We start from the raw sequence: 7,731 nt of genomic DNA, 5'->3' as shown, positions 1-7,731 counted from the left end.
AAAATTTTTGAATAAGAAAGATATAATATCCCTTTCTAAGTTAGATAGAACATGATTTTTAAAATGTTTTCTAAAAAAATCTGAAGAAATAGAGATTGAGTTTATGAAATTAAATAAAATTAGAATTTCTGATGGCTCTCCTTTAGTCGATAGATTTAGGTGGATTATTAGCTGTTTAATACTAATTTTAGCTGTTATTGGCAATTATTTTTATTCTGAAATATCTATAGTCATCCGTACTGTAGTAATTATTTTTTTTATTATCATTGCTTTTTTTCTCGCTTTAAGAACAAATAAAGGTTTGGCAACAGTAGAATTTGTACGTGCATCTAGACAAGAAATTCGAAAGGTAATTTGGCCGACTAGGAAAGAAACTATGCAAATAACTTTGATTGTTTTTGCTGTGAGTGTTTTAATGGCTTTAATATTATGGGGTATTGATAGCATTATGGTTTATCTTATTAAATTGGCAACAGAAATCTGAGGGTTATAAGTTCATGAGTGAATGTTCTAATAAAAAATGTTGGTATGTAGTCCAAGCTTTCTCTGGTTTTGAATCTCGTGTTGCTAAATCATTACGTGAGCATGTCAAGATCCGGAATATGGAAGATTTATTTGGAGAAATATTAGTTCCTACTGAAGAAGTAGTAGAAATACGCTCTGGACAGCGTCGTAAAAGCGAACGAAAATTTTTTCCTGGTTATGTATTAGTTAAAATGTTAATGAATGATAAATCATGGCATTTAGTGCGTAGTGTTCCTCGTGTACTTGGTTTTATTGGTGGTACTTCAGATTCTCCATCACCTATTACTGATAAAGAAGCTGATGCTATTTTGAATCGTTTAGAAAAGGCAAGTGAATCTCCTAGACCTAAAACAATATTTGAGGTAGGTGAAGTCGTACGGGTTAATGATGGTCCGTTTTCTGATTTTAATGGTACTGTTGAGGATGTGGATTATGATAAAAGCCGTATAAAAGTATCTGTGTCAATATTTAGTCGGGCAACACCAGTTGAACTTGAATTTGGTCAAGTAGAAAAACTTGATTAAATTTTCACTATAAGTCTTGTTAGTTATATAGAGTATTGTTATAATTCTTCCTATTTTATTGTATCCTTCGAGTTTTCTTGATATTTAGCTGCATTGGTAGCGTAGGAAATATAATGGCTAAAAAAGTTAAAGCTTCTATAAAGCTGCAAGTTGCCGCTGGTATGGCAAATCCTAGTCCACCAGTTGGTCCTGCTCTTGGTCAACATGGTGTAAATATTATGGAGTTCTGTAAAGCATTTAATGAAAAAACTGAGTCTATAGAAAAAGGTCTTCCAACTCCAGTCGTTATTACAATCTATACTGATCGTTCTTTTACCTTTGTTACTAAAACTCCTCCTGCTTCAGTCCTTCTTAAAAAAATAGTTGGTGTAAGTTCTGGTTCATCGCGCCCTAATACAGAGAAGATAGGTACGATAACTGATGCTCAAGTTGAAGAAATTGCAAAAATAAAAGCAGTAGATATGACTGGCGTTAATATTGAATCAATGAAACGTTCTATTTTAGGTACTGCTCGTTCTATTGGTTTGATATTAAAGGAGTAAGCTTGTGAAGAAAGTATCTAGACGTATTAGTCTAATTAATAAATCAATTGATTTAGCTAAGGAATATGAAATAGATGAAGCTATTGCTCTTCTAAAAAGATTTGCTAGCGTTAAATTTATTGAATCTGTAGATGTTGCTATTAATCTTGCTATCGATTCAAAAAAGTCTGATCAGAATATACGTGCTGCAACTGTTTTACCTAATGGGATTGGTAAAGAAGTGCGTACTGTAGTATTTGCACAAGGTGAAAATGCTCTGTTAGCAAAACAAGCTGGTGCAGAAATTGTTGGTATGGAAAATATTGCAGAGCGTATAAAAAAAGGTGAATGTAATTTCGATGTAGTTATAGCTTCTCCTGATACAATGCACATTGTCAGTCCACTTGGCACTATTTTAGGACCTCGTGGTCTTATGCCAAATCCAAAGATGGGTACTATAACCAATGATATTACTAAAGCAGTACAAAATGCCAAAGCTGGTCAGATTCATTATCGTAATGATAAAAATGGAATAATTCATGCTACTATTGGCAAGGTCAGTTTTTCTACAATTCAGCTTAAAGAAAACTTAGAATGTTTTCTTTTCGATTTGAAAAAAGCCAAACCTTCTTCAGTAAAAGGCAATTTTTTTAAAAAAATAAGTGTTTCTACTACAATGGGAGCTGGTCTGTCTATTACCCAATCTAGTATAAGTAAAGTATGATTCTTTTTTGAAAGAACTAAATTTTATAAAGGTTAGTCTTCGTATTTTCAGTCTTCCAGCTAGCATTTTACATTTAAATATACTGTTTATTGTATTTGAATGCTAATTCAATTTGATGAAATATCTTATTACTTTTTTTTGAAAAAAATGTACTTGGATAAGTTACTACTGTTCCGATCATGTTTAGCTAATTGTATAACTATAACCAGGAGTAAATCAAGACATGGCTCTAAATCTTAAAATGAAAGAAAAGATTGTCTCTGAAGTCAATAAGGCTGCTAGTAATGCACTTTCTGTAGTTGTAGTTGATTCTCGTGGAATTAAAGTGAGAGAAATGACTAATCTTCGTAAAAAAGCTAGAGAAAGTGGAGTACACATAAAAGTTGTGCGTAATACTCTGGCACGTCGTGCAGTATTAGGAACGAGTTATGAATGCTTAATTAGTACTTTTATTGGTCCTACCTTAATTGCATTTTCTAATGAACATCCAGGTTCAGCTGCACGACTTTTAAAAACATTTATTAAGGAAAATAAATCACTTAAAATCAAGTCTTCTGCTTTTGAAGGAGCCATAGCAAATTTTGATGTATTAGCTACTTTACCAACTTATAATGAAGCTATTCTACGGTTGATGCTATGTATGAAAGAAGCTTCATCTGGTAAGCTTGTTCGTACTATGGATGCTATTCGTAATAAAAAAGAAAAAGAGGAAGTGTCAACATAAGCTTTTAGCTGTTTTTTATCTGTTGACTGAAAATAAATTTACTGTTGATTAAATTATAAAGAGAGCTGTTATGTCTATTACCAACAAGCAAATCCTAGATGCAGTATCAGATATGTCTGTAATGCAAATTGTTGAATTAATTGAAGCAATGGAAAAAAAATTCCATGTTTCTGCTGCTACTGTAATTAATAATACTACTCCTGATGAAGAAATTGTTGAACAAACTGAATTTAGCGTCATATTAAATGCTCATGGTAGTAATAAAGTTGCTGTTATTAAGGCTGTACGAACTGCTGTAGGTTTAGGATTAAAAGAAGCTAAAGCTCTTGTTGATTCAGCTCCAACTTTATTAAAAGAAGGCATTGATAAATCTGAAGCTAAAGCTCTTAAAATTAAGTTAGAAGAAGTAGGAGCCTCTGTTGAGGTTAAGTAATTTTGTTACATTCGTTAACTTAATGGCTGATGATATCCTAATCATCAGCCATTTTATACTGTAGAATATAGGTATTTTCTTCTATTACTTTTTGATTGCCATGCTCAAAAAGCGCTAAAAATTATAGGTGTTATCATAAACACACCTATTAGTCGTTGCTCAAAATTCTGAAGATTGAGCAGTTTTGGTTACTTATAAGCGAACTGGGGACCCAAATGGTTTACTCTTATACCGAGAAAAAACGAATTCGAAAGGATTTTGGTACTCGTCCACAAGTGTTGGATATTCCCTATTTGTTATCGATTCAGCTTGACTCATTCGATAAATTCATCAAACAGGATTCTGAAGGACAATATGGTCTTGAAGCTGCGTTTCGTTCTGTATTTCCTATTCAAAGCTATAACGCTAACTCTGAGCTACAATATGTTAATTATCGTCTTGGTGAACCAGCTTTTGATGTTAAAGAATGTCAAGTACGCGGTGTTACTTATTCGAAACCACTACGTGTTAAGTTACGTCTTGTTATATTTGATAGAGATGCACTACCAGGTACTGTGAAAGACATTAAAGAACAAGAAGTGTATATGGGAGAAATTCCATTAATGACAAATAATGGTACATTTCTCATCAACGGCACAGAAAGAGTTGTTGTATCACAACTGCATAGAAGTCCAGGGGTCTTTTTTGATAGTGATAAAGGTAAAACACACTCATCTGGTAAAGTTCTATATAATGCTCGTATAATACCTTACCGAGGTTCATGGCTAGATTTTGAGTTTGACCCTAAAGACAATTTATATGTTCGAATTGATCGTCGACGGAAATTACCAGCCTCAATTATTCTTCGTGTACTAGGAAAATCGACTGAAGAAATATTAGATTTATTTTTCGAAAAAATATGTTTTGAAATAAAAGAAGAAGTCCTCCTCATGGAGCTAATTCCTGATCGTTTACGTGGTGAAACTGCATTATTTAATATTGAAGTTAATGGAAAGATATATATTGAAGCTGGTCGTCGTGTAACAGCACGTCATATTCGAGAACTTAAAAAACATTCTGTAAATAAAATTCATGTTCCTGTTGAATATATTTTGGGAAAAGTTTCATCTAAAGATTATATAAATAAAGTAACAGGTGAGATTATTCTGTCTGCGAACGAAGAGATTACTTTAGAACATTTAGAAAATTTTTCTCAATCTGGTGATAAAATTATAGAGGTCTTATTTACTAATGATTTAGATCATGGTCCTTTTATGTCTGAAACATTAAGAATTGATAATACTACAGATCGTATTTCAGCATTAGTAGAGATCTATCGAATGATGAGACCTGGTGAGCCACCAACAAAAGAAGCAGCGGAATCATTATTTGAAAGTTTATTTTTTTCTGAAGATCGTTACGATTTATCAACTGTTGGTCGGATGAAATTTAATAGCTCTATTAATCGTAAAGATGGTAATGAACAGGTAACTCTTGATGAAATTGATATAATTGAAGTTATGAAAAAGCTTATTAGAATTCGTAATGGAAATGGAGACGTTGATGATATTGATCACCTTGGTAATCGACGAATTCGTAGTGTTGGAGAAATGGCTGAGAATCAATTTAGAATAGGGCTTGTTCGTGTTGAACGTGCAGTAAAAGAACGATTAAGTCTTGGAGATCTTGACTCAGTAATGCCTCAAGATTTAATTAATGCTAAACCTATATCAGCAGCTGTTAAAGAATTTTTTGGTTCTTCACAGCTATCGCAATTTATGGATCAAAATAATCCTTTATCAGAAGTTACGCATAAACGTCGAATTTCTGCTCTAGGTCCTGGTGGTCTTACCCGTGAGCGAGCTGGATTTGAGGTACGTGATGTTCATGTAACTCACTATGGCCGATTATGTCCTATTGAAACACCTGAAGGACCAAATATTGGTTTAATTAATTCATTATCTGCATTCGCGCGTTGTAATGAATATGGTTTTTTAGAAACTCCGTACCGTCGGGTTGTAGATGGTATAGTAACAGATGTAGTTGATTATTTATCTGCAATCCAAGAAGGTCAATTTATTATTGCGCAGGCAAATACTATTTTAACCAAAGAAAGTACATTTGCTGAGGAGCTGATTACAGCTCGTCAAAAAGGAGAATCAGGTTTGCATCCTCGGGAGCATATTAATTATATGGATGTAGCAACTAATCAAATAGTTTCTATAGCAGCATCTCTCATTCCATTTCTCGAGCACGATGATGCAAACCGAGCGTTGATGGGTGCTAATATGCAACGTCAAGCTGTACCTACTCTTAAATCTGATAAACCATTAGTAGGTACTGGTATAGAGAGAAATATTGCGGTTGATTCAGGTGTTACTGCAGTTGCAAAACGTGGTGGCATAATTCAATCTGTTGATGCTTCTCGTATTGTTGTAAAAGTTAATGAACATGAATTAATTCCTGGTGAAGCTGGAATTGATATTTATAATCTAACTAAGTATACCCGTTCTAACCAAAATACATGTATTAATCAAAGACCAACTGTCATGCCAGGTGAGCAAATATCTCTTGGCGATGTGCTTGCTGATGGACCTTCAACAGACCTAGGTGAGCTTGCTCTTGGTCAAAACATGCGTATCGCTTTTATGCCATGGAATGGTTATAATTTTGAAGATTCCATATTAGTATCTGAACGTGTAGTTCAAGAGGACCGTTTTACAACTATTCATATTCAAGAGTTATCTTGTGTAGCACGCGATACTAAGTTAGGTTCTGAAGAAATTACAGCTGATATTCCAAATGTAGCTGAATCAGCTTTATCTAGATTAGATGAATCAGGTATTGTCTATATTGGTGCTGAAGTGAAAAGCGGTGATATTTTAGTAGGTAAAGTTACACCTAAAGGGGAAACTCAACTGACCCCAGAAGAAAAATTATTGCGTGCTATTTTCGGAGAAAAAGCATCAGATGTAAAAGATACATCATTACGGGTACCTAATTCTGTTTCAGGGACAATTATTGATGTTCAGGTATTTACTAGAGATTGCATAGAAAAAGATAAACGTGCTTTAGATATTGAACAAATGCAGTTAAAAGAGGCTAAGAAAGATCTTACTGAAGAATTTCAGATTCTTGAAGGAGGATTGCTTACTCGTGTTCGTTCAGTTCTTTTATCTTTTGGTTATTCTGAAGCTAGTCTAAATAAAACTAATCGTTCTGATTGGTTAGAGTTGACTTTAAGTAATGATGAAGGACAATCGCAGCTTGAACAACTAGCTAAACAGTGGAATGAGCTTAAAATAGATTTTGATAGAAAATTTGCAACAAAGCGGAGAAAAATTACTCAAGGTGATGATCTTGCACCAGGTGTTCTTAAGATTGTAAAAGTTTATTTAGCAGTAAAACGTTGTATTCAGCCAGGTGATAAAATGGCTGGGCGTCATGGTAATAAGGGAGTTATTTCGAAGATCAATCCCGTGGAAGATATGCCTTATGATGAAACTGGTCGTCCTGTAGATATTGTTCTTAATCCATTAGGAGTACCTTCTCGTATGAATATTGGTCAGATCTTAGAAGTTCATTTAGGTTTAGCAGCAAAAGGAATTGGTGATAAGATCAATAAAATGCTTAAAGAGAAGCAAGATTTAGTAAAAATTCGTGGATTTTTACAAAAAGTTTATGATCTTGATGATACCCGTCAATCTGTCAATATAGATTCTTTATCAGATAATGAAGTTTATACGCTAGTCAATAATCTAAAAGAGGGATTACCGATTGCAACACCTGTTTTTGATGGAGCTTCAGAAAAATCTATTAAGGCTCTTCTTAAACTAGCTGAATTACCAGAATCCGGTCAATTAAAACTTTTTGATGGCCGTACTGGTGAGCAGTTTGAACGTTCTGTAACAGTTGGTTATATGTATATGTTGAAATTAAATCATCTTGTGGATGATAAAATGCATGCTCGTTCGACAGGTTCATACAGTTTAGTTACTCAACAACCTCTTGGTGGAAAAGCTCAATTTGGTGGTCAGCGTTTTGGTGAAATGGAAGTATGGGCATTAGAAGCTTATGGTGCTGCTTATACATTGCAAGAGATGTTAACAGTTAAATCTGATGATGTTAGTGGTCGAACAAAGATGTATAAAAATATTGTTGATGGTAATCATAGTATGGAAGCTGGTATGCCAGAATCTTTTAATGTTTTACTAAAAGAAATTCGTTCGTTGGGCATTAATATAGAGTTAGAAGATAAAAAGTAATCCTTTTAGGGTTATTTAGTAGAAGGACGATGCTTG

7 protein-coding genes are annotated in these 7,731 nt (G+C 33.8%); all 7 read left to right on the top strand.

What is annotated here, in order from left to right:
• The first annotated feature begins 103 nt into the window (after positions 1–103).
• The 7 genes from secE to rpoB all read left to right on the top strand — a co-directional run bounded on the left by secE (position 104) and on the right by rpoB (position 7,695).
• Entirely contained in the window at positions 104–484 is a 381-nt protein-coding gene (secE, locus tag CF66_RS02980; RefSeq protein ID WP_016504150.1) for a preprotein translocase subunit SecE, read from the top strand.
• A 13-nt stretch (positions 485–497) separates the two neighbouring features.
• A complete protein-coding gene (gene nusG, locus CF66_RS02975) occupies positions 498–1,049 on the top strand; it encodes a transcription termination/antitermination protein NusG (protein ID WP_016504149.1) in 552 nt (183 codons plus the stop codon).
• A gap of 113 nt (positions 1,050–1,162) precedes the next feature.
• Entirely contained in the window at positions 1,163–1,591 is a 429-nt protein-coding gene (gene rplK / locus CF66_RS02970; protein WP_016504148.1) for a 50S ribosomal protein L11, read from the top strand.
• A 4-nt stretch (positions 1,592–1,595) separates the two neighbouring features.
• Complete coding sequence (rplA, locus tag CF66_RS02965; RefSeq protein WP_016504147.1) at positions 1,596–2,294, top strand: 50S ribosomal protein L1; 699 nt, start codon at positions 1,596–1,598, stop codon at positions 2,292–2,294.
• Between the two features lie 223 nt (positions 2,295–2,517).
• Positions 2,518–3,018 (top strand): 50S ribosomal protein L10, encoded by a 501-nt coding sequence (gene rplJ / locus CF66_RS02960; protein WP_034411564.1) that lies wholly within the window; start codon positions 2,518–2,520, stop codon positions 3,016–3,018.
• Positions 3,019–3,088: 70 nt separating this feature from the next.
• A complete protein-coding gene (gene rplL, locus CF66_RS02955; RefSeq protein WP_016504145.1) occupies positions 3,089–3,451 on the top strand; it encodes a 50S ribosomal protein L7/L12 in 363 nt (120 codons plus the stop codon).
• Positions 3,452–3,666: 215 nt separating this feature from the next.
• Entirely contained in the window at positions 3,667–7,695 is a 4,029-nt protein-coding gene (gene rpoB / locus CF66_RS02950; protein WP_016504144.1) for a DNA-directed RNA polymerase subunit beta, read from the top strand.
• Positions 7,696–7,731: the final 36 nt, after the last annotated feature.

Origin of the sequence: Candidatus Photodesmus anomalopis, assembly GCF_000731785.2 — a bacterium.
Lineage (GTDB): Bacteria > Pseudomonadota > Gammaproteobacteria > Enterobacterales > Vibrionaceae > Vibrio > Vibrio anomalopis.
This window is presented reverse-complemented; position numbering and strand designations above follow the sequence as displayed.